Annotated in this window: 18 protein-coding genes and 1 riboswitch; of the genes, 10 read left to right on the top strand and 8 right to left on the bottom strand. The window is 72.1% G+C overall.

Features of this window, described 5'->3' with window-relative positions:
- Positions 1-37 precede the first annotated feature (37 nt).
- A complete protein-coding gene (locus tag D7044_RS23250; RefSeq protein ID WP_147434709.1) occupies positions 38-379 on the top strand; it encodes a hypothetical protein in 342 nt (113 codons plus the stop codon).
- A 48-nt stretch (positions 380-427) separates the two neighbouring features.
- On the top strand, positions 428-1144 hold the full coding sequence (locus tag D7044_RS23245) for a polyamine aminopropyltransferase (protein ID WP_120681754.1): 717 nt from the start codon (positions 428-430) through the stop codon (positions 1142-1144).
- 69 nt (positions 1145-1213) lie between these two features.
- On the opposite strand, the gene D7044_RS23240 is transcribed toward D7044_RS23245, so the two are convergent.
- The 4 genes from D7044_RS23240 to D7044_RS23225 form a co-directional block, all read right to left on the bottom strand.
- Complete coding sequence (locus D7044_RS23240) at positions 1214-3025, bottom strand: acyl-CoA dehydrogenase (protein ID WP_233565093.1); 1812 nt, start codon at positions 3023-3025, stop codon at positions 1214-1216.
- A 214-nt stretch (positions 3026-3239) separates the two neighbouring features.
- Positions 3240-3992, bottom strand: a complete 753-nt coding sequence (locus D7044_RS23235) for a dienelactone hydrolase family protein (RefSeq protein WP_120681750.1) — start codon at positions 3990-3992, stop codon at positions 3240-3242.
- Positions 3993-4556: 564 nt separating this feature from the next.
- Entirely contained in the window at positions 4557-6389 is a 1833-nt protein-coding gene (locus D7044_RS23230; protein ID WP_120690180.1) for a ricin-type beta-trefoil lectin domain protein, read from the bottom strand.
- Positions 6390-6547: 158 nt separating this feature from the next.
- Positions 6548-7387 carry a bifunctional 5,10-methylenetetrahydrofolate dehydrogenase/5,10-methenyltetrahydrofolate cyclohydrolase gene (locus D7044_RS23225; protein ID WP_120690179.1) on the bottom strand — a complete coding sequence of 280 codons (840 nt, stop codon included), beginning with the start codon at positions 7385-7387 and terminating at the stop codon, positions 6548-6550.
- 22 nt (positions 7388-7409) lie between these two features.
- A riboswitch (ZMP/ZTP riboswitch) is annotated at positions 7410-7489 on the bottom strand.
- Between the two features lie 173 nt (positions 7490-7662).
- On the opposite strand from D7044_RS23225, the gene D7044_RS23220 reads away from it, so the two are divergent.
- Positions 7663-8421: an SDR family NAD(P)-dependent oxidoreductase gene (locus D7044_RS23220; RefSeq protein WP_120690269.1), complete on the top strand. Its 759-nt coding sequence runs from the start codon at positions 7663-7665 to the stop codon at positions 8419-8421.
- 1 nt (position 8422) lies between these two features.
- Here the strand turns inward: D7044_RS23220 and D7044_RS23215 are convergent, their stop codons facing one another.
- The 3 genes from D7044_RS23215 to D7044_RS23205 all read right to left on the bottom strand — a co-directional run bounded on the left by D7044_RS23215 (position 8423) and on the right by D7044_RS23205 (position 10212).
- The gene (locus D7044_RS23215; RefSeq protein ID WP_120690178.1) at positions 8423-8773 is read right to left on the bottom strand and encodes a MerR family transcriptional regulator; all 351 of its coding nucleotides are present in this window, start codon (positions 8771-8773) and stop codon (positions 8423-8425) included.
- Positions 8774-8892: 119 nt separating this feature from the next.
- The gene (locus tag D7044_RS23210) at positions 8893-9426 is read right to left on the bottom strand and encodes an orotate phosphoribosyltransferase (protein ID WP_120690177.1); all 534 of its coding nucleotides are present in this window, start codon (positions 9424-9426) and stop codon (positions 8893-8895) included.
- 141 nt (positions 9427-9567) lie between these two features.
- On the bottom strand, positions 9568-10212 hold the full coding sequence (locus D7044_RS23205; protein WP_233563403.1) for an HNH endonuclease family protein: 645 nt from the start codon (positions 10210-10212) through the stop codon (positions 9568-9570).
- Between the two features lie 167 nt (positions 10213-10379).
- Here D7044_RS23205 and D7044_RS23200 point away from each other — a divergent pair, with 167 nt between their 5' ends.
- From D7044_RS23200 to D7044_RS23170, 7 genes are all read left to right on the top strand, one after another.
- A complete protein-coding gene (locus D7044_RS23200) occupies positions 10380-10721 on the top strand; it encodes a VOC family protein (RefSeq protein WP_120690176.1) in 342 nt (113 codons plus the stop codon).
- 136 nt (positions 10722-10857) lie between these two features.
- Entirely contained in the window at positions 10858-11283 is a 426-nt protein-coding gene (locus D7044_RS23195; RefSeq protein WP_120690268.1) for a GNAT family N-acetyltransferase, read from the top strand.
- An 81-nt stretch (positions 11284-11364) separates the two neighbouring features.
- On the top strand, positions 11365-11946 hold the full coding sequence (locus D7044_RS23190) for a DUF3592 domain-containing protein (protein WP_120681736.1): 582 nt from the start codon (positions 11365-11367) through the stop codon (positions 11944-11946).
- A 125-nt stretch (positions 11947-12071) separates the two neighbouring features.
- A complete protein-coding gene (locus D7044_RS23185; RefSeq protein WP_120690175.1) occupies positions 12072-13322 on the top strand; it encodes a glycosyltransferase in 1251 nt (416 codons plus the stop codon).
- 219 nt (positions 13323-13541) lie between these two features.
- Entirely contained in the window at positions 13542-14576 is a 1035-nt protein-coding gene (locus D7044_RS23180) for a questin oxidase family protein (RefSeq protein ID WP_120690174.1), read from the top strand.
- Positions 14577-14640: 64 nt separating this feature from the next.
- Positions 14641-14994, top strand: coding sequence for a hypothetical protein (locus D7044_RS23175; RefSeq protein WP_120681729.1), 354 nt, complete (start codon positions 14641-14643; stop codon positions 14992-14994).
- Between the two features lie 118 nt (positions 14995-15112).
- Positions 15113-15559 (top strand): Rv0361 family membrane protein, encoded by a 447-nt coding sequence (locus D7044_RS23170; RefSeq protein WP_120681727.1) that lies wholly within the window; start codon positions 15113-15115, stop codon positions 15557-15559.
- 178 nt (positions 15560-15737) lie between these two features.
- On the opposite strand, the gene D7044_RS23165 is transcribed toward D7044_RS23170, so the two are convergent.
- A complete protein-coding gene (locus D7044_RS23165; protein ID WP_158610027.1) occupies positions 15738-18539 on the bottom strand; it encodes a M20/M25/M40 family metallo-hydrolase in 2802 nt (933 codons plus the stop codon).
- Positions 18540-18678 lie beyond the last annotated feature (139 nt).

Raw genomic sequence — 18678 nt, 5'->3', positions numbered from 1 at the left:
GCCGCCGCAGCACCTTCCCCGGCGTACCGTCACCGCCGTGCACCCCTCTGACGGCCGACGCCCATGGCAGCGACCCGACCGCGCCGATCCGGTGATCCCCGGGCCGGCGCCCGGCCCCGAGGCGCTGGCCCTGCTCTGCGCGGTCGTCGCCCCGCCGGGCTGGCTGGCGGTGGCCATCGGCGTCGCGGCGCTCCACGACCCGCAGCTGCCGCGGGCCGCGGGATACGTCTGGGCCGCCGCCCTGGCCGCGTTCGCCTCGGCGGTCACCGGCGTCCTGCTGGTCGTGCTGAAACGGCAGGCTCCGCTGCGTCGCCCGGTCGCCGTGGTCACGGTCACCGTGGCGGCCGTGGTGGTGACGTGCGCGCTCGCGTCGGGCTGACCCGGGCGCCGGTAGCATCCGGCACGGAACCGACGAGATGAGGACCGGGTGGGCGCGCGCTTCGAGGAGTTGGCCTGGCGGCAGACGCCGATCGGCCTGATCAGCCTGCGCCGGCGACGCGACCCGGCACTTCACACCGAGGTGTACGAGGTCAAGCTCGACGACGAGTTCCTGATGTCCAGCCTCTTCCCGGTCGCGGAGATCGAGCTGGCCCGGCTCGGGCTGGCCGCGCTCGCCGACGCCGAACTCGACGTGGTCGTCGGTGGTCTCGGTCTCGGCTATACCGCGCGCACCGCGCTCGCCGACGACCGGGTGCGGTCGCTGCACGTCGTGGAGGCGATCGAGGACGTCATCGACTGGCACCGGCGCGGTCTGCTGCCGTTCGCGGCCGGCCTCGCCGACGACCCGCGGACCCGCCTCGTCGAGGCCGACTTCTTCGCGGCCGTCGACGGCGACGGGTTCGACCCCGACCGTCCGGGGCGCCGCTTCCACGCCGTGCTGCTCGACATCGACCACTCTCCGCGGCACGTGCTGCATCCGCGCAACGCGGCGTTCTACACGCCGGCCGGGCTGCGTCGGCTCGCCGGTCACCTGCACCCGGGCGGGGTCTTCGCGCTCTGGTCGGACGATCCGCCCGAGCCGGCGTTCGAGCAGACCCTCGCCGAGGTCTTCGCCACCGCGCGGGCGCACGTCGTGCCGTTCGCCAACCCGCTGACCGGTGGCGAGTCGGCGAACACGGTCTACGTGGCCCGCCACGCGGCCTGACCGGCGAGGGCCCGCCGGGGGACCCGACCAGAACGAGGCCGGACCGGCGAAGACCCGACGAGAGATCGGTCAGAACCAGGCGTCGCGCATCTCCAGCGTGCTCCGGTCCAGGCTCGCCAGCAGGTCGAACTGAGGCCCGGTACGGGGCAGCTCGTGCCGGAAGAACCAGCGCGCGGCGTGCCGCTTGCCGGCGTACAGGTCGGCGTCCGGGGCGGCGGCGCCGGCGGTCTCGACGACGAGCAGTTGCTCCAGCCACATCCAGGCGACCACCACGTGGCCGGCCGCCTCCAGGTAGACGGTGGCGTTGGCGAGCGCGAGCTGTGGGTCACCGGCGCTCCAGAGCCGGCGGGTGACGTCGGTGAGCCGCCGCACCGAGGCGGCGAGCCGCTCGGCCGGCTCGGTGCACTCCCCACCTGTCTTGCCGGCCCGCTCGACGGTCGCGCCGATCGCGTCGACCAGCGCGGCCAGTCCCGCCCCGTCGCGCATGGTGACCTTGCGGCCCAGCAGGTCCAGCGCCTGGATGCCGTGGGTGCCCTCGTGGATCGGGTTGAGCCGGTTGTCCCGCCAGTGCTGCTCGACGTCGTGGTCGCGGGTGTAGCCGGCGCCGCCGTGCACCTGGATGGCCAGGTCGTTCGCGGCGAGACACCACTGGGCGGGCCAGCTCTTCACGATCGGGGTGAGCACGTCGAGCAGCAGGTCGGCGCGGGCCCGGTCGGCCGGCTCCGGGGCGCTCCTCGCCTCGTCGAGCAGCCGCCCGCAGTAGAGCACCAGCGCCAGCGCGCCCTCCACGTAGCTCTTCTGCGCGAGGAGCATCCGCTTCACGTCGGGGTGGGCGACGATCGGCACCTGCGGCGTCGCCGGGTCCTTCGCGGCCAGCGGCCGCCCCTGCGGCCGCTGGCGGGCGTACTCCAGGGACTTCAGGTACCCGGTGTAGCCGAGGGCGGTCGCGGCGGCGCCCACCCCGATCCGCGCCTCGTTCATCATGTGGAACATCTGCGCCAACCCCTGGTGCGGCTCACCCACCAGGTAGCCGACCGCGCCGGCCCGGCCGCCCGGCCGGTGCGCACCCTCGCCGAAGCCGAGCAGGGTGTTGGTCGTCCCCCGGAAACCCATCTTGTGGTTCAGGCCGACCAGCACGACGTCGTTGCGGTCGCCGGGCGTGCCGTCCGGGCCGAGGAGCACCTTCGGCACGATGAAGAGCGAGATGCCCTTCACCCCGGGTGGGCCACCGGGCAGCCGGGCCAGCACCAGGTGGACGATGTTCTCGCCCAGCTCGTGCTCCCCGCCGGAGATCCACATCTTGGTTCCGTACAGCCGGTGGGTGCCGTCGGCCTGCGGCTCGGCGCGGGTGGTGATGTCCGCCAGCGAGCTGCCGGCGTGCGGCTCGGAGAGGCACATGGTGCCGTGGAAGCGTCCCTCGATCATCGGGCGGGCCCAGGTGTCGATCTGCTCGGGGCTGCCGTGGGCGAGCAGCAGGTTGGTGTTGCCGAGGGTGAGCATCGGGTACGCCGAGGTGGCCACGTTCGCGGCCTGGCACCAGGCGAAGCAGGCGGCGGCCACGACGTGCGGCAGCTGCATGCCGCCGACCGACTCGTCCAGTGTGGACGCCAGCAGGCCGGTCTCGGCGAAGACGTCCAGCGCCGCCTTGACCTCGGGAATCATGCGTACCCGCCGGCCGTCGAAGGTGGGTTCGTCGAGGTCGGCGGCCCGGTTGTGCGGGGCGAAGTGCTCGGTGGCCACCCGCTCCGCCAGTTCGAGCACCGCGTCGAAGGTCTCCCGGGAGTGCTCCGCGTAGCGTGGCCGCTCGGTCAGCCGGGTCACGTCCAGCCAGTCGTGGAGCAGGAACCGCAGATCACGTCGGGACAGCAGGGTGGACGACACGGGTCTCCTCTCGCCGTCCGCCCCCGCGACGGCAGGGGGTCGGATGGTCGGTGGGGCGGCGCTTCGCCCTCCCGTCATCCTGTCCGATCGGCGCGCCGGGCGCAGCACCGCCTCCGGGCGAGGAGACGCCCACCGGCCGGATCCGGGGACCCGGTACGGGGGTGGACGGCCGACGCCGGGCCGAACTGATCGGGCCCGGCGCAGCCGCGGTGGCTCAGCGGCCGAACGTGCGGTCGAAGAGGTCGAACATGGCGGCCCAGTGCCGCTTCTCGGCCGCCTCGTCGTAGGCGGCCGTGTCGGACATGGTGAAGCCGTGGGTCGCGCCCTCGTACACCTCGGAGCGGTACCGGACCCCGGCGGCGTCCAGCGTCCGCTCCAGGGTGGCGATCTGCTCCGCGCTCATCGAGTGGTCCTGGTCGGCGTGGGCGAAGTAGAGCTCGCCGGTGACCGAGCCGACCCCGAGGTGCGGGCTGTCGGCGGCGTCGGTGACCACCCGTCCCGCGTGGAAGCTGCCGAGCGCGGCGATCCGGTCCGGGTACGCCTCGATGGCCCGCAGCGCGTTCATGCCGCCCATGCAGTAGCCGACGACGGCCACCGGCCCGTCCGCCACGTCGTCGGTCGCGGCCAGGAAGTCCAGGTACGCGCCGGTGTCGCGGGTGACGACCTCCGGGGTCAACGCGGCCATGTACGGCCCGATCTTCTCGAAGATGGCGCCCCGCTGCTCCGCGTCGGCGAGCATCGAGAGGTCGAACAGCGGCGACCGGCCGGCCCGGTAGAAGAGGTTCGGCATCAGCACCGCGTACCCCTGGCCGGCGATCCGCTCGGCCATCTCGACCATCCGGGGCCGCAGCCCGAACGCGTCCATGAAGACCAGTACGGCCGGGAAGGGGCCCTCCCCGTCCGGGCGTACGAGGTAGGCGTCCGCCACCCCGTCGCTGGTCTTGACGTCGACAGTCGTCGTCCGCACCGCAGCCTCCTCAGGCGCAACCGTGTCTTCGCCGCAGACGCTACCTCCCGGGTCGTTGCCTCTCGCAACGAATCCCGCTGTTGAGATGATCACCTGAACCGGCCGAACCGTGGCCCGGCGGCCGCCCCACGCCCCCACCGGCGGCGACCCGGTGCCGTACCCTGGCACGGGTACGCGTCCGGCCGCTCGCACCGCGGCCGGACGCGTACTTCTCACCTTCCCGGTCGGCCGGCGAGGTGCCGGTGGCGCCGCCGGACGACGAGCGAGCCGAGCACCGCCGCGACCTGGCCCGGATGGCGTGACGTGCGGCGGGACGGCGAGTCGCCAGCGACGCGGCGGAGAAGCCCGAGCAGACGCAGACTAGCCCCCGACTCGCCGCAGATGGCCCGATCAGGGCGCGAATAGTGACCCTGTTTACATCGATGAACCGACCCTTTTCGGGCTCTGCGACACCGACGTGACCCGAACCGGGGCCACTCCGGGGCGGCGGCGGACCGTTGACCGGACGCGCACGGGGGCGCAGTCGAAACGACTACGCCCCCGCCCGCCACGGCACCGACCGGTTCAGCGGTGCCACTTCTGGTTGGAGGTGCCACCGCAGGACCACAGCTGCAACCGCGTGCCGCTGCCGGTCTGCATGTCCGTGGCGTCGACGCACTTGTCCGCCCGCTTGTTCACCAGGTCGTGCGCGTTGTTCAAGGTGAACTTCTGCGAGGAACTGCCGTTGCAGCCGCTCAACAGGATCCGCGCGCCGTTCGCGGTCGAGCCACCCGCCACCGTCATGCACCGGCCGAACGCCCGGACGGTCCCGTCGCTGTAGATCGTCCACTGCTGGTTCGGGCCACCGTTGCACGTCCAGATCTGCAACTGCGGGTTGCTCTGGTACGCGCCGTCGGTCACGTCGATGCACCTGCCGCTGCCGTACCCGATGATCGCGCCGGCCCCGCCGACCGGCTTAGGCCCCGGATTCGCCGGCGGCGTGCTGGTCCGCGGCGGCGGGGGCACGGCCGACTTCGTCCCACCCGGCTGAGCCGGTGCGCCGGTGCTCGTACCGCCGCTGCTCGTGCCGCCGCTGTTCGTGCCGCCGGTGCTCGTACCACCGCCGTTCGTGTCGCCGCCGTTCGTGCCACCCTGGACCGGCCGGCTCGGCGCGGTGCCGCCCGGCCCGGCGGGCGAACGCGACGGACCGCCCGCCGGCTTCGTCGGGCGCGGGCCCGGCAGCCGTGAGTCGCCCTGGTAGCGGGTGGTGTACGCCTCGGTCAGAGCGATCAGCCGGCGCACCGCCGGCGAGTCCGGAACGCCACCGGCACGCTGCACCGCCTCCGGTCCCCACTGGAACGCGGCGAGCGCCTTCTGGTACGCGTCGCCCTGCCCCGAACGGCCCACCTCGTCGACCAGCCGGCACATCACCGCACCGAGCGCCGCGATCGCCTGGTGCGGGTCCCACGGCGACGCGGCCGTGGCGTTCGGGGCGTACCGCGCCCACACCTCGGGGTTGAACTGGGCGATGCCCTGCGCGCCGGTCGAGCCGAGCAGGTTCGGGTTGAACGCCGAGGCCGCCATCAACTGGGCGGCGATCCGCGTCGACGGCACCGCCGAGCAGGCCTTCCCGGCGGCCACGATCGCCGGCAGGTACGCCTCCGGCACGGGCGTCACCGGCGTACCGCTGCTCGGCTCCACCCCGCCGACCGGCCCCGGGGAACGGCTCGGGCCGCTCTGGGTGAACTCCGGCTGACGCGCGTACCAGCTCGCGTAGCCGGTCACCACGCCGACGTACCCCTCGGCGTCGTCCGGCACCCGGCCGGCGTCGCGGACCGCGGGCAACCCGGAGTGGTACGCGGCCAACGCCAGCCGCCACCGGTCACCGTCCAGCTTCGTCTGCCGGACCTGCCCGGCCAGGTCGCACATGTAGTGCGCGAGCGCGACGATGTTCGCCTCCGCGTCCTCCCGCTGCGCGTCCGCGCCCGGCTTCCACTCGTCCCACACCGCGTCACGCAGACCGGCGACACCCGCGCCGCCGCCCTTGGTGCGGGCGGCGGGATCGAACCCCGACTCGGCCATCACCTGCCCGGCGAGGCGTGCCGGGGTGAGCGCCGGGCAGGCCAGCGCGGCGGCGGAGATGATCTGCACCTGGCTGGCCGGCACCGGAAGGCCCGTGTGCACATCCTCCGCGGTGGCGGCGCCGAACCCCGACACGGCCGCGACCCCGGCCGCCGCGGCCAGGGAGAAGACGGCGCCCGCCGCCACGCCCCGGCGCACCGGCGTGTCCAGCCGCGCCCATCCGCTGCGCAGCACCCGCGCGGCCGGGGGCGGCAGGCCGCGTCGGACCCGACGGGACACGTCGGTGAGCAGGCCCCGAAGCTTCGACGAGCCACCGGTGCCGGGCGTGGGTCGCATCCTGTTGTTCCTCCCTGCGTACCGTCTCCGCAAGCACGACGGCGCGCCGGCCCGGCTGGTTCACCCGCCGCCCGATCTGTTTCGCCGCGCGGAGGCGCCGCGACCCGGCCCGCCGCCTCCGCCGCGCCCGGGCGGCGGAGGGCGGACCGCGAGGAGGGTCAGCCGTGCAGCTCGGCGGCGTCCACGGTCTGCGCCAACAGCGTCGCGATGGTCATCGGGCCCACCCCGCCCGGCACCGGCGTGATCAGGCCCGCCCGCTCGGCGGCGGCCGCGAACTCGACGTCGCCCACGTTGCCGGGGTTGTAGCCGGCGTCCACCACCACCGCCCCCGGCTTGATCCACTCTCCGCGTACCAGCTCCGGCACGCCCGCCGCGGCGACCACCACGTCGGCCTCCGCGACGTGCGCGGCCAGGTCGACGGTGCGGGAGTGGCAGTACGTCACCGTCGCGTCCCGCGCCAGCAGCAGCATCCCCACCGGCTTGCCGAGGATCGCGCTGCGCCCCACCACGACCGCGCGACGCCCGCGCAGCGGTACGTCGTACGCGTCCAGCAGGCGCATGATGCCGCCCGGCGTGCAGGACACGAACCCCCGCTCCCCGAACGCCGTCGCCGCGAACGACGCCCCGGTCACCCCGTCGACGTCCTTGTCCGCGGCGATCGCCTCGAACGCGGCGCGCTCGTCGATGTGCCCCGGCACCGGGTGCTGCAACAGGATGCCGTCGACCGTGCGGTCCGCCGACAGCTCCCGCAGCAGCGCCACGAGCTCGTCGGTGCTGGTCGAGGCCGGCAGGTCCACCCGCCGCGACTCGATCCCCACCGCCGCGGACCGGTTCACCTTCATCCGCACGTACGTGTGCGAGGCCGGATCGTCGCCGACGAGGACCGTCGCGAGGCAGGGCCGGCGCCCGTGCGTACGCGTGAACGTCGCGGCGCGCTCCGCGGTCTCGTCGAGCAGCGTCCGGGCCAGGGTCTGCCCGTCCATCAACGTCGCGGTCATGTGCGGCTCCTCACCTCGTGGTGAGGAGCACCCAGGCGGACGATGCTCCAGCAGACAGCGCTCCCCGGTGGTGGACCACCCTCGCCAGTCGCGCGTTCCCAGGCTACCCCGACCGTTTCGCCGCGTCCGGCCGCACGGCTGCGGCGACACGGCGGCGTCCCCGACGAGGCGCCGACCGCAGGCGTCGAGGTCGACCGGCTTGACCCTGACACTGGTGTCAGGCCCCTAGCGTTGCCGAGTTCCTGGCGATGATCTCGACAGTGGGAGAGGCGGAGATGCGGGTTTCACCGGAGTGGGACGGACGGGTCGTCGTGGTGACGGGCGGCAGCACCGGTATCGGTAGGGCGACGGCTCATCTCTTCGCCGCTCGCGGCGCGCAGGTCGTCGTCACGGGACGCCGCCCGGACCGGCTGGCCGAGGCGGCCGAGGGACAACCGCGGTTGACGTCGATGGTGAGCGACGCCCGGGACCCCGAGGACGCCGAGCGGACCGTCGCGGCGATCACGTCGCGCTTCGGGCGGCTCGACGTACTGGTCAACAACGCCGGCATGTTCGCGGCGCTGCCGCTCGCCGAGGCCGACGCGACGACGGTGGCGGACCTCTTCGCGGTGAACGTGATCGGTCCCACGGTGCTGACCCGGTCCGCGTTGCCGCACCTGCGGGAGAGCCGCGGCTCGGTGGTGAACATCTCCAGCGCGTTCGGGACGCTGCCGGCGCCCGGCTTCGCCCACTACGGGGCGAGCAAGACCGCCATCGACGCGTTGACCCGCAGCTGGGCGCTGGAGTTGGCGGCCGACGGGATCCGGGTGAACGCGGTCGCCCCCGGCCCGGTCTACAGCGACGCGCTGGCCGCCGCGGGACTCCCGGCCACCGTGATCGAGCAGATCCACCGCGACGAGGCGGCCCGCGTGCCGTTGGGGCGGCGCGGCCAGCCGGCGGAGATCGCCGATTGGGTGGTGGCCCTGGCCGACCCGGGGGCGGCCTGGGTGACAGGTCAGGTGATCGCGATCGACGGTGGGCTCACGCTGACGTAGTTCAGCTGCCCCAGTGGCGCAGCTGCGACGCCAGCCGCGTGTGCACCTGGTCGAGGTCGTCGCGGCGTCGCCGCACGGTCGCGAGCCGCCGCTGGTAGACCTCGACGGCGGGCGCGCAGACCGGCTCCTGTGCCAGTTCGCGGTCGAGGCAGGGCAGGAACGTTCGCACGTCGTCGACGGTCAGTCCGTCGGCGAGGAGGCGGCGCACGTTGTCGACCCGGACGACCGCGTCCTCGCCGTAGTCGCGGTAGCCGGTGGCGGTGCGGCCCGCGTGCAGCAGCCCCCGCTGCTCGTAGTAGCGAAGTGAACGTTGGCTGGCGCCCGTACGGGAGGACAGCTCGCCGATCCGCATCCGGGGCTCCTCGTTCGTCTCGCTCCCCCGCTGGTCGCCGCCCAGACTATCCGGAAATGCCGGAACCCTCCCACCAGCAGAGGTGACCGTCACTTCCGCCGGCGGGCCGGCCGAGCCCCCTACCGTCCGGGCGCCTCAGGCGTCAGGTCGGCGCGGGTGAGCAGCGCACGCAGCGCGATCCCCTCGACCGCCAGCGCCTCGGCGCCGCCCTCCTGGCGGTCGATCACGCAGACGGCGGCGTCGACGCGCGCGCCGAGCTGCCGCAGCTCCCTCGTCGAGGCCACCACCTGCCCGCCGGAGGTCACCACGTCCTCGACCACGAGCACCTGCCGACCGGTCACCTCCGCGCCCTCGGCCAGCCGCGCGGTGCCGTACGGCTTCGCCGCCTTCCGGACGAACGCGCACGGCAGCCCGGTGTGCCGGCCGAGCGCCGTCACCACGGCGATCCCGCCCATCTCCAGGCCGGCGAGCACCTGCGTGCCGGCGGGCACCAGGGCGGCCAGCTGCTCGGCGAGGGCGTCCAGCAGCGCTGGGTCCGCCTCGAACTGGTACTTGTCGAAGTACTCGGTGGCCACCCGCCCGGAGCGCAGCACGAACTCACCGGTGAGCCGGGACCGGTCGTCGACCTGGCGGGCGAGATCATCGAGATTCACGGCAGGATCCTGGCACGGCACAGGCACGCCGACAAACCCGTGTCGGCCCCGGCCCCGCCGGGCCGATCGCACCGTCCACGCATCGACCCGGCGTCACCCCGGCAGGCGTACCGACGACCCGTCGGGGCGACGCCAGTCCGGTCAGGAGGAGCAGGTGCTCAGCATGCTCTGCAACGCCGACTTCTCCGCGCTCTGCAGCTTCAGGTTCCAGGTGAACTTGGTGCGGATCCACATCTTCGCGTAGGTGCAGCGGTAGGCGGTCCGCGACGGCTTCCACGTCGACGGGTCCTGGTCGCCCTTGGCCTGGTTGACGTTGTCGGTGACCGCGATGAGCTGCGGACCGCTCAGGTCGTTGGCGAAGGACTGCCGGCGGGCCGTCGTCCACGAACTGGCTCCGGACCGCCACGCCTCCGCCAACGGCACCACGTGGTCGATGTCGACGTCCGCCGGGTTGCTCCACGTCGCACCGTCGTACGGGCTGTACCAGCTGCCCGACGTGGCCGCGCAGGCCCCGTCGACCTGCACGCCGCTACCGTCGCGCCGCAGTACCGTCTCGCGGGTGTTGCAGCTGCCCGAGATCGTGATCCAGTGCGGGAACGCCTCCCGGCTGTAGCCGCTCATACTGCCTTCGGCGGCGACGGTGAGGCTGTTCAGATTGCTCTGCGCGGTCGCCTTGCTCGGAATGCCGGGCGGGGCGGCGGCGGCCGGTCCGGCGATGAGGGTCGTCGTGGCCGCCGCAGCGGCGGCGGCGAGGGTTGCGGCGAGGAGCCGGGTACGGCGTCGCACAGGTGCCTCCCGAGGCGTTGGGTGCGGGACACTCAACGTCGTCGATCGGTGTGATCGCCCCGCAACGGGCAGGTGACCGGACCTCTACGCACACCCGAAGCTCCGGGGTCGGCGCCGGCACCTCGACCTCCCCCACCCGCGGCTGGTGCGGCGCTAGCCTGACGGGCATGGCCGTCGACCTGTTCGCCGGGATCCCCGTCACCGACTACCCCACGGCGCTGAGCTGGTACGAGACGCTGCTCGGCGCCCCGCCGGCGTTCATCCCGAACGACACCGAAGCCGTGTGGGAACTCGCCGAACACCGCTACGTCTACATCGAACTGCTCCCCGAGCACGCCGGCCATGCCCGGCACACCGTCTTCGTGGGCGACCTCGATGCCCGGGTGGCCGCGACCGCCGAGCGCGGACTGGAGCCGGCGAGACGGGAGACGTACGACAACGGCGTACGGAAGATCACCTACGTGGATCCCGACGGGAACGAGATCGGGTTCGGCGGCGAGCCGCGCTGACCGGGGGCCGGCTCGACACCGGCCACCACTCGCCGGTTCGACGGCCACCCGCCGGTCTCGACGGCCGCCCGCACCCACCCGGCTCGCCGCGGCCGCGGCTAGACTCGCCGCCGCCCCTGCGGGAAGGACCGGCGTGGTGATCGAGATTCGACAGTTCGGCTGGCCGGACCACGAGGCGGTGGTCGGGCTCTGGGCGTCGGCCGGTCGCGACGTCGTACCCCGCGACGAGCTGGCCGCGAAGCTGCAGCGCGACCCGCAGCTCTTCCTCGTGGCCGTGGCCGACCAGACGGTCGTCGGAGTGGTGCTCGGCACCTACGACGGCCGGCGCGGCTGGATCCTGCGCCTGGCGGTCGACCCGACACGCCGCCGGCAGGGCATCGCCAGCGGCCTGATCGGCGAACTCGAGGCCCGGTTCGCGGCCCTCGACTGCCCGAGAGTGAACCTGCTGGTCCTGCCGGAGGACGCCGGGGCGCTGCGGTTCTGGCAGGCGCTCGGCTACCTGCCCTGCCCGGACGTGCTCTGCTCCAAGCCGATGACCACCCCCGAGATCAGGATCACTTGACGGCGACCGGCCGAACCGGCGCCCGTCCTCCCCTCGTGGGTGCGGTGACAACGCCGCACACGTGACCGGAGGAGAGCCGACATGGCCAACCAGATCTTCAGGAGGGTGGCCGGGATCCTGACCGGCCGGGCGGCGCGCACCGCCGCCGGCGCGACGCTGGTCGCCGACGGGCTGGTCGGCATCGACGTTCCGGGCGGACGCAGACGCACCGGCATCGTCGGATCCCTCGTGGTGGTCGCCGTCGGTCTGCTCTTCGTCGGGCTCGGCTGGTGGTGGCACGGCCAGCACCAGCCCTACCCGGACGGCACCTCGGCGACCGCCACCGTCACCCGGATCACGACCTCCCGCGACAGCGACGGCCGGACCATGTACTCGCGGGTGCTCACCTTCACCGCCTCGAACAACCAGCCGGTGGAGTTCACCGAGCCGGAGAGCAGCACCAACCGCCCGACCATCGGCTCCACCGCCACCGTCTCCTACCGCCCGCAGGACCCCGGCTCGGCGCGGGTCATCCCGGAGACCGACTGGATCCCGTACGGCATGATCGCGCTCGGCGCGCTGGCCGCGCTCATCGGAGCGGTGACCTTCCTCGTCCGCCTCGTCACCCTCGTCGCCGGCATCTACCTGCTGGCCAGCGCGGCCCGCCGCCGCGTCGGCGGATGAGGCGAATCTGACCCCGGCCCCGGTCGGCGTCGCGCAGATCACTCGAACCCTCGCCCGCGATCCCTCGTGCTAGAGACGCGCCCGACCGTCTCGGGCCCCGACAGCACGCAGACGAAGGAGCTCCCATGGCCAAGGTGATAGTCGGCGCGACCCCCTTCCAGGGACACGTGAACCCCGTCCTCACCGTCGCGGCGGACCTGGTCAAGCGCGGACACGAGGTCGTCGTCTACACCGGGTCCCGGTTCGAGGAACGCGTGCGGGCGCTCGGCGCGCGGTTCCGGGCGCTGCCGCCGGAAGCCGACCTCGACGACCGGGAGTTCGACAAGGCGTACCCGGTGCGGGCCACGCTGGCACCGGGGCCCGATCAGCTGGCCTTCGACTTCGAGAACATCTTCGTCGGTCACCTGCCCGCGCAGGTGCGGGGACTGCGGGAGCTGCTGGCGGAGTTCCCCGCCGACGTGATCATCGGGGAGCTCGGATTCCTGTCGATCCCGCTGCTCAGCCTCTCCACGGCCGCCGAGGACCGCCCGACGCTCGTGACGCTGGGCAGCATTCCCCTGCTGCTGCCGCACGGCGAACCCGCCCCACCCGGCGCTGGCCTCGAAATCCCGCAGGTCCTGGTCGAGCTGCAGAAGTTCAGCGAGGCGACGTTCGAGTCGCTGGGCGCCACCCTCGCCGAGCCGCTCTTCCACGCCCCGGTTCACCGTACGGACCACTACCTGCAGCTGACCGTGCCCGGCTTCGAGTACCCCCGCAACGACCTCCCGGCGAACCTCCGGTTCGTCGGCACGCTGCCCCCGGCCACCGGCGGCGACCACCTGGAGCCGGCCTGGTGGCCGGAGCTCTCCGCCGACCGGCCGGTGGTCGTCGTCACCCAGGGCACCGTCGCCAACGGCGACCTGCACGAACTGGTCATCCCCACGGTGCGCGCCCTGGCCGACCTCGACGTCCTCGTGGTGGCCGCCACCGTACGCGAGGACGGACCGGACCTGGTACGCGAGGCCCTGACCGAGGTGCCGGAGAACGTGCGGCTCGCCGGCTTCGTGCCGTTCGACCGGCTGCTTCCGCACGCCGACGTGCTGGTCACCAACGGCGGTTACGGCGGTGTGCAGACCGCCCTCTACCACGGCGTGCCGCTGGTGGTCGCCGGCGCCAGCGAGGACAAGCCGGAGGTCGCCGCCCGCGTCGAGTGGAGCGGCACCGGCCTCAACCTGCGCACCGGCACCCCGGCGGTGGCCGACCTGCGCGCCGCCGTACGGACCGTGCTCGACCAGCCCGGATACCGCACCCGGGCCAAGGTCCTCGCCGAGGAGATCGGCGGGTACGACCCGTTCCAGGCGATCGCCGAGATCGTCGAGACGGCCGCCCGCCGCTGACCGGCCGAAACGGCAGCTGAGCTCCGAACTCGCGCGGCCCGCCCGGGCCACAGCCGCACCACCGTGGCGACGGCCACCACCCTCGATCTCCACGCTCCGTCCGGGGAGCACCGGGCGGTGGCCGTCCGACCGCACGAACCGCGTGCGCGCGTCGCCCCCAGCACGCCACCCACGACCGCCTCTTGACCTGAACCAAACTTCAATTCCTAGCCTCGTGGCATGACAGGCTCCATGCTCGACGAGGCGTACGAACGCGTGCAGCACACCGGACCGGAGCGGAACGGCTGGCTCTCCAACCACGCCCCCATGGCGGTGGAGGCACTGACCCACCGCGGCCACGGAGAAACCGTCCACCGTTGGCTCGACTCCTACCTCACCCAACTCGAAGACCGCCCACGCGGCATCTCCGCCATCTCCCCCGAACAGTGGCGGGACCCGCTCGGCGACCCGGTACGCACCGGCGACTGGCTGAACTACTTCGACCGCGAACTCGCCGACGAGCCCTGGCGCGACGTACTCGCCCGCTGGTGGCCACGCCTGCTCCCCGGCATCGCGGCCGGCGCCACCCACGGCGTCATCCGGGTCGGCCACGCCGCACGCGCGCTCCTCGACCAGGAGACCGGCCCGCGCATCACCGAACTCGGCCAGGGACTGGCCTACTGGGCCGCCCGCTGGCAACCGCTCGCCGCACCCGGCAGCGGACCGTACCCCAGCACCGATCCACGGTCGGCGCTCGACGCCGTCCCCCTCGTACCCGACCAGCGCGCCGGCATCCGCGCCCGCCTCGCCCAACTGGCCGAGCTGCCCGCGTGGCCGGCAACGGCCGGCGCGGTGCCCGGCGGCGACAACGACGACGTCCGCACGCGCCTCGCCGGGATCGTCGACGCCGCCGTGATCCGCCACGGCACCCACGGGTACGCCAACCCCGTCATGCTCGTACACGCCGCCACCGCACCCAACGCCGTCCTGCGCGCACTGCCCGCCCTGCCGGAGGCCCTCTGGGCGCCGAGCCTCGCCGCCGCCTGGGCCGCGACAGCCGCCGTCACCGCCGCCTACGCCCCGCCCGTAGCGCGCCCCGCACCGGACGTCCACCCCGGCCTCACCGTCGACGAGGTCATGCAACAGGCGACGGCCAGCGCCGACGCCCACGCCATCAAATTCGCCGACACCGCAGCCGACACGTACGGCCGCAGTGGCGACCCCGCCGTCCTCGCCACCGCCGCCCGAACGACAACGCAGATCGCCGACGACTGACGACCCGGCAGTCCAACGCCAACGGCCCTGGCAGCCACCCGTGAGCACCCCCTAGCCTGAGCCGGTGCCCGATCACACCCCACGCCGGTCGCGCCTGAGCGGCCTGTGGGCCTGCTTCGTGGGTGGCGCGCTTCTCGCGCTGCTGTTGGCGATCCTCGACCCGATCACGCGCAGGGAGGACTGCCCGAACTACGGCGGAAACGGCAACGCGAGCTCCTACGCGAACCCCGCCTGGGACCTCTACCTGCCACTGCTGCTGCTCGTCTGGATGGTGCTCATCGTCGTCGAGCAGGCTCTCCCCATCACCCGGCGCAACCGCGATCGGTTCGATGTCGCGACGCGGGCGGCCGCCGCGGTCGGGATCTCGCTGGTCAGCTCGTGCTGCTTCATCCTGCCGATCCAGATCGTCTGCCACTGACCGCGAACCACAACAACCAGGGCTCGTTCCAAGGCTCGCCCTATCGAGCCGAGGGCCGGGCAGCCGGTGTCGTCACCACGCGCAGATCCCGGTTGCCCGCTCCTCCTAGCCTGCGGCCATGGCATACGAACCGATCATGGTGCCGCCGAAGAACCCGCAGCGAAGACGGACCGTGCTCGTCGTCATCGGTGTGGTGCTCTCCCTCTGCTGCCTCGGCGGTGTCGTCGGCGGCTTCGTCCTTCGAGACGTGTTCCAGCAGGCCACCGGGCCGGCCCGGGACACTGTGGACACGTTCGCCGAAGCGATGATCGGGCGGGACTACCCGACGGCCTACGGGCAACTCTGCGGCCAGCTACGGAACCGGCAGAGCCAGGCCGACTTCGCCCGCGAACAGGCCGAAGCCTTCACCCCCACCGACTACGAGATCGTCGGCCTGAGCGTCGTCAACAACAACGGCCGGCTCAACGGGCGAGCAGATGTGCGCTGGACCCTGCCGAACGGCACCAGCGGAACCCAGGTGCTCACCCTGGTCAAGGAAGACGGCGACTGGCGCATCTGCGGCTGAGACCACGCCCTCCCGGCGCCCGATGGCACACAACGGAAGTGGAGCCACCACCTACGGCAATGGCTCCACTTCCGTTGTCACAGTGCCTCGCAGTCCGGCGGCCGCTGACCTCGAGTCGAGGCGTCCTGCCGCCGCGCGTGCCCTCTCGTACGCGTGCTGAGCTTCCGGTTCACCCGCGTCAGACGATGCAGATCTTGCGCACCTGGGTGTTGCCCTTGGTTTCGACGTACACCTGGTAATCGCCGACGCGGTAAACGCCAGAAGCGTTGTTGTGGATGGTGAACGTGGCCGTCACCGCAGACTTGCTGCCGTTGACGTGCGTCTGCTGAACCGTGATGGTCAACTCGTTCTTGCTGCCCTTCAACTTCCTCACCACCGCCGACGGCTCGGCATCGACGACCGCGTTGGCGACCGTCACGTAGACCGCATCGGGCGAGGAGAACTCCGCGTTCTTCTGTCCGTCACCGAACACGAAGAAGCCCCGTTGTTCGATGGCTCCGCGCCCGGGGAACGGATCCGGGTTCGAGGCCAGGTACGTCGGATTGACCTTGTACAGGTCCGTCTTCGAATCCGCGAGGACGGGCTTCACCCCGGTGTACGGGGCATCGGTGATCCCGAGGTTGACCGACAGGTAGATCGCGTCGGGGTTGTTGGCCGAGATGCGCGAGGAGAAGTACTTCTCCGCACTCTGCCCCGCGGGAACGGCCAGCGGCACAACCCTGTCGCCGACGAGGATGTTGAACTGGAAGTCGCCGTAGCCGCCGGCGATGAACTTCGCCCAAGCCGCGTCCGACATGTGGTCGGGGCGCTCCACCTTGAACTCCAGGCGCATCGGCGCCACGTACGTGCTGTTCAGGTACTCGGTGTCGGTCAGGGGCAGGTAGACCCCGCCTGGGGCGTGCCCCAGTGCGTAAGCCGAGGCCGTCGGGGTCGAGTTGCCGCGCCCGTTCCACATCGGGATGTTGAACGAGGTGGCGCCGAGCAGCGCCTGGTTGCCCAACTGGCTCGTGCCGACGGCGGCCGACGCATCCTTGTAGGTGCCGATCGTGACGTCGAGCAGGTCGAGGTCCGCCCGGTCGGCGTTCAGCCCCGGCATGTCCGCCCACATGAACTTGGCACCCGCAGGCCCGGAGTACCGGGCCATCTCCAGCATGCCGTCGGCCATCATCTTGGTCATCTGCACAGCCGAGTCGACCTTCATCCGCTCGTTGGCCGTGTGCCACCAGCGCTCGTTACCCGGGATCACCGCGCCGAAGGCGGTCATCTTGTTGCGGAAGCTGCTGGCCAGGGTGCCACCGGTCGTGCCCTGCGGATAAACCACGTCCCGCAGGGAGTACGGATCCGCGAACTCCTTCGGGTTGCGGTTGATCGAGGCCTGGTAGCTCCCGAACTGAAGAGCCGTCAGCGGGTTGTCGTGCGTGACGTACAACCCGGCGCCGACGGGCGAGCCGAGGTCGCCGATGGTGAACCCCTTGGCCTGGAAGGCGGCCGTGACCGCCGCCGTCGCCTGGCCGGAGTCAGCCGCGTTGACGTGCATGCTGCGCACGAACATCGGAATGCTGAGGCTGCCGGTGGCGTCCGTGTAGAAGCTCGTCGGGGTCTCCGAGTTGATGCCCCCCATGAGGGCGAACGTCAGGTTCGGCGTGCCGTTGCTCGGGTTGCGCAACAGGCTCGCCGGGATGCCCATGTACTTGCCGAGGTAGGCCTCGCCTTCGACACCGTCGCGGAAGAACAGGTCGGCGATGCCGTCGGCGGCCTTCTTCAGCTGCAGGTCGGCGGCCGTGATCTTCAGTGCGCCGAGCCCCTCGGCGAGGAGGAACATTCCCCACACGACGGCATTCTTGCCGTACTGCGGGGTCGGCATCTCCATCGCCACATCGGTGTTGATCTCCAGCGTGAGCGAGTCGCCGGTGATCGTGGTCCGCACCTTGGGCGTGCTGCGGGGAGCGGCCGGAAGCCAACCCTTCGAGGTTGCGGCAGCCTTGATCGCCGATACGAATCGGTTGCGCTCGGCGGGGCCGGCCTTCGCCAGGTCGAGGGTGAAGATGGCCCGCGAGGCGATCTGCGTGGTGCTGCCGTAGGCGATGTCCTTGAGCGTCGGATCGCCTTCACGCAGGGTGACGCCGGCTGTGGCACCCGTCAGCCGGAAGGCCTTGGTGCTGTCCGCGGACAAGCTCATCGACACCGACGGCGTCACCGACCCGGAGTTGCCGACGATGACCGGGAACCGCGAGTCGGAGGTGTAGCCCGCGATCGGGATCTCTTCCCGGTTGAGGTTCTTGTAGGCCCAGTTGTCGTAGAAGCTCGGGTTCGAGTTGTACGGGATGGCCTGGAAGGTGGCGGTGTTCGTCGTCGAGGGGGTGCCGGGGCCGCCGTCCTCGTAGATTCCCATGACGATGCGGATACGTCGGTCGAGGGGCAACCCCGCCTCGAGCAGCGCCTTCGCGGCGAGCAGCGTCGCCAGCGTCGGGCCGCTGTCGTCCTGCAGGCCCGCCCCGTAGACCCAGCCGTCCTGGACATAGGGCGAGTGGTACGCACCAGGAGTGCCGAGGTTGCCATCGGCGTCCCGCCAGCGCGCCAGCTGAGCCGGCGAAACGGAGGCCGTCGGCGAGTCGAGATGACTCAACGCCATGACCATCTCCGGCGCGTCCGGGTCACCGATCTCCGCGTAGACGTACTTGTCCGCCTGGCGTTGGACGACCACCGGGAAACCAAGGTCGGTGGCGAGCTTGACCACCCAGGCGAGCTTGGCGACCTTGCGGTCGTACTCGTACTGGTTGGCTTCGGTGTTGCTGACCGGGAAGGGGTACGCCGTCGCGGCGGTGCCGCCTCGCGAGATGGAGTCGTAGCTCGACCCGTCCAGCATCGCCCCGATCAGACTGAGCGAGTCGTAGGTGCCGTCCCCCGCCCGCGCGCTCTTGACGCGTCCGGCCAACGCCTCGACTTCCGCGTGGATCGCGTCGCGCTCGGCGTTGGTCACCGACAGGTCGTAGGTGACGCTCGGCTGGAAGCGTTCCTCGCCGGAGCCGGTCGCGGACGCGGACGCGGGCCCGCTAGCCGCTACACCTGTGGACAGGAGCAATGACATACCAAGTGTCAGTGCGAGAGGTTTCTTCCGC

The organism is Micromonospora musae (genome assembly GCF_003626635.1).
In the GTDB taxonomy this organism is placed as follows: Bacteria; Actinomycetota; Actinomycetes; order Mycobacteriales; family Micromonosporaceae; genus Micromonospora; species Micromonospora musae.
The sequence above is the reverse complement of the archived record's forward strand: the minus strand, read 5'-3'. Positions and strand labels throughout refer to the sequence as shown.

Bases quoted from the DNA above. Each gene is read 5' to 3' on its own strand.
- D7044_RS23220 (WP_120690269.1), top strand. From the start codon at position 7,663: ATGCGGGTTTCACCGGAGTGGGACGGACGGGTCGTCGTGGTGACGGGC.
- D7044_RS23190 (WP_120681736.1), top strand. From the start codon at position 11,365: ATGGCCAACCAGATCTTCAGGAGGGTGGCCGGGATCCTGACCGGCCGG.
- D7044_RS23200 (WP_120690176.1), top strand. From the start codon at position 10,380: ATGGCCGTCGACCTGTTCGCCGGGATCCCCGTCACCGACTACCCCACG.
- D7044_RS23180 (WP_120690174.1), top strand. From the start codon at position 13,542: ATGACAGGCTCCATGCTCGACGAGGCGTACGAACGCGTGCAGCACACC.
- D7044_RS23225 (WP_120690179.1), bottom strand. From the start codon at position 7,387: ATGACCGCGACGTTGATGGACGGGCAGACCCTGGCCCGGACGCTGCTC.
- D7044_RS23215 (WP_120690178.1), bottom strand. From the start codon at position 8,773: ATGCGGATCGGCGAGCTGTCCTCCCGTACGGGCGCCAGCCAACGTTCA.
- D7044_RS23170 (WP_120681727.1), top strand. From the start codon at position 15,113: ATGGCATACGAACCGATCATGGTGCCGCCGAAGAACCCGCAGCGAAGA.
- D7044_RS23230 (WP_120690180.1), bottom strand. From the start codon at position 6,389: ATGCGACCCACGCCCGGCACCGGTGGCTCGTCGAAGCTTCGGGGCCTG.
- D7044_RS23185 (WP_120690175.1), top strand. From the start codon at position 12,072: ATGGCCAAGGTGATAGTCGGCGCGACCCCCTTCCAGGGACACGTGAAC.